The sequence below is a fragment of the Streptomyces sp. Isolate_45 genome, assembly GCF_024721315.2.
In the GTDB taxonomy this organism is placed as follows: domain Bacteria; phylum Actinomycetota; class Actinomycetes; order Streptomycetales; family Streptomycetaceae; genus Streptomyces.
The window spans coordinates 1-2,519 of record NZ_JANFAK020000332.1 but is presented as its reverse complement, the minus strand read 5'-3'; the positions used below and the strand labels follow the sequence as shown (position 1 = coordinate 2,519).

Annotated in this window: 2 protein-coding genes and 1 pseudogene; 2 read left to right on the top strand and 1 reads right to left on the bottom strand. The window is 74.8% G+C overall.

All coding sequences use genetic code 11. The features are described 5' to 3' along the window. Nucleotides 1–249, bottom strand: a pseudogene (locus tag NOD94_RS40795) (hypothetical protein); the annotation flags it as partial. A gap of 311 nt (nt 250–560) precedes the next feature. On the opposite strand from NOD94_RS40795, the gene NOD94_RS40790 reads away from it, so the two are divergent. Together NOD94_RS40790 and NOD94_RS40785 are read left to right on the top strand one after the other, a co-directional pair. After that, nucleotides 561–1,091, top strand: coding sequence for a sigma-70 family RNA polymerase sigma factor (locus NOD94_RS40790; protein ID WP_281211297.1), 531 nt, complete (start codon nt 561–563; stop codon nt 1,089–1,091). Next, on the top strand, nt 1,088–2,519 hold a 1,432-nt coding region (locus NOD94_RS40785), incomplete at its 3' end, for an IclR family transcriptional regulator C-terminal domain-containing protein (protein WP_281211296.1). The genes NOD94_RS40790 and NOD94_RS40785, both read left to right, overlap by 4 nt.

Genomic DNA, 2,519 nt, shown 5'->3' with positions numbered 1-2,519 from the left:
CCGGACCCGTACGCCGCCGAGGGGTCCGCCGGGGCTGTCGGGGCCGCCGGCTCCGCCCGGGTCGGGGCCGCCGCCGGCCCGGGGCAGCGCCCGTTGCACGACCCGGTGCGCCAGGAGCACGCGGGTGTGCCGCCCCAGGGAGTCGGGGAGGGTGACGTACGCGAGGCGGACCAGATGGGGGTAGTGCTCGACGAGCACCGCCTCGGCCTGTTCGACGGCGGTGGAGCCGAATCGCTGTGAGGTGGCCACGCTCAGACAAACGAGTGAATCATGGGATGGTCACACGCTGTGGGCACGCCACTGGAGGCCCGTCGAAGTCGGGATCGCATCCGGCATATGCGTATGCGCTGGTCAGGCCGTCACGCGGTCAAGGTCGATCAGGAATCGGTCATCACCGAACGTAATATTTCCAGGTTTCTTCTCTGCGCCCTCCGAGTGCGCCCGCGCTGATCTGATGGCCCCCGCACCAGGGGATGAGGTGGGGAACGGTGAACGATGGCGGGCCGGAGGAGTCCGGTGGGGCCGTGGGACTGCCGAGTCGGCGCCGGCAGCCGACACCGATGAGTCAGTGGGATCCGACCGCGCGCCTGTCGTACTGGGCCTTCCACGCGAACCGGCGGCCGGCGTACATGCGTTTCGCGTACCTCCAGCTCGGTTCCGACGCGGCCGCGGAGGACGCCGTCGACGCCACCTTCGACTCGATCATGAACGAGTGGCTGCGGATGCTCCACATGGACCGTCTCGACGCGTACGCCTGGACCGTCCTCAAGCAGCGCATCGTCGACAGGCAGCGCCGACGCGATCCCCGCCGCGGGCAGCCCGAGCCGATGGACATCAGCGCCTTCGAGGCCGCCCTGAAGGAAGCACACGACGATCAGTACGAGGTGCTGACCGACACGATCCGCTTCTACTCCGCCGTCTCCCGCCTCGCGGAACGACAACGGGACACCGTGATGCTGCGCTACGGACTCCAGTGCACCCCCGGAGAGGCCGCCGACGTGATGGGTGTCGACGAGGCCACGGTCCGCTCGCAGCTCGGCCAGGCGCACCGGCGGCTGGCCCGACTGCTCGACGCGGCCGCCGAGTCATGAGGCCGCCGGAGAGCCGCGACCGCGAGGGGGACCCGCGCGCGCTGACCGAGTTCCTGGACCGGGCCGGCGTCCGCGACCGCTACCCGCACTACGACCTCGGCGCCGCCGAGGCCCGGCTGCTGCGCGCCCCCCTCGTACCGGGGTTCGCCGCGACCGGCGGCCGGGTCCGGCGCCGCCCGTTCGGCTGGAGCGATCCCGCCCGCGACTGTCCCCTCGACGCCGAACGGGCCCGCCGCGACCTGAAGGCCCTCTGCCTCGCCGTCGTCTGCGACCCGCGCGCGGAGCACGACCTCGACCGCTTCCTCGACTGTCGGCACACCGGCCTGCCGGGCGCGGTCGTCTTCGGCTGCCTGCTGCACCTGGCCGGCCTGCGCGAAGGGTCCCGTTTCTGGTGGCAGTTCGCGGCCGGCGCGGGCACCGCGCGCACCGCGCCCGCCGCCTACTGCCTCTTCCTCGACCACTCCCGGCGCGGTGAGCACCACGACGCCCGGGTCTGGGCGCGCGAGCTGGGGCTGCGCGGCTTCCGTCCGGGCGGCCGCCGCGAGCTGCGCGAGGTGCGGCTGTGCGCCCAGGCAGCCGTACTGCGCTACGTCGACCAGACGGACGATCCCGACCTGGGCCCGGTACCGCTGCCGAGGCCGGGGCTGGTCCCGGTCCTGGCGGCGTTCCGACCGCCGCCGCCCCTCCGCGCCCCCCGACCCCGCCCCGGCGCGGGACCACTGCGCCACCCGGCGCTGACCTCGGCCGCGCGGGGGTCGACGCCCCGGGCGGCCGACACCGGCGAGGCCATGGCGCAGGCACGCCGCGCGCTGGCCGTCGTACGGATCCTGGAGCGGCACCCGCTGGGCGTCCGGATCGGCCGGCTGAGCCGGGAGACGGGGCTGGCCGAGGCGGAACTCGGTCCGCTGCTCGCCATGTTGTGCGAGGAGGAGTACGCCTACCGCCCGGGGGCGGGGGTCTACGGGCGCGGCCCGGCCCTGGACCGGCTCGCGGCCCCCGGCGGACAGGGCCTGGCGGGTCAGCTCCAGCGCACCCTGGCCCTGGCCCGCGACAGCGCGGGCGCCGCCGTCTACCTGAGCCGGTACGCGGACGGCGAGGTCCGGATCACCCAGATGGCGGACGGACCGGGCGCCCCGCCGGTGCGCGAGTGGGTGGACTTCCGTGCGGCCGCGCACGCCAGCGCCGTCGGCAAGTGCCTGCTGACGCAGCTCGACCACGACGGCCGTGCCGACCACGTGGCCCGCCACCGCCCGGCCCGGCTCACCCCGCGCACCATCACCGACAGCCGGGTCCTGTTCAGCGCCCTCGACGCGGTCACCCCGGGCGCCCCCGTCTTCGACCTGCGCGAGTACTCCCCCGGCGTCGTCTGCGCGGCCGTCCCGATCACCACGGGCGACGCGGCGGGCAGCCTCGCCCTGTCCCTGCCCG

Bases quoted from the DNA above. Each gene is read 5' to 3' on its own strand.
- NOD94_RS40790 (WP_281211297.1), top strand. From the start codon at position 561: ATGAGTCAGTGGGATCCGACCGCGCGCCTGTCGTACTGGGCCTTCCAC.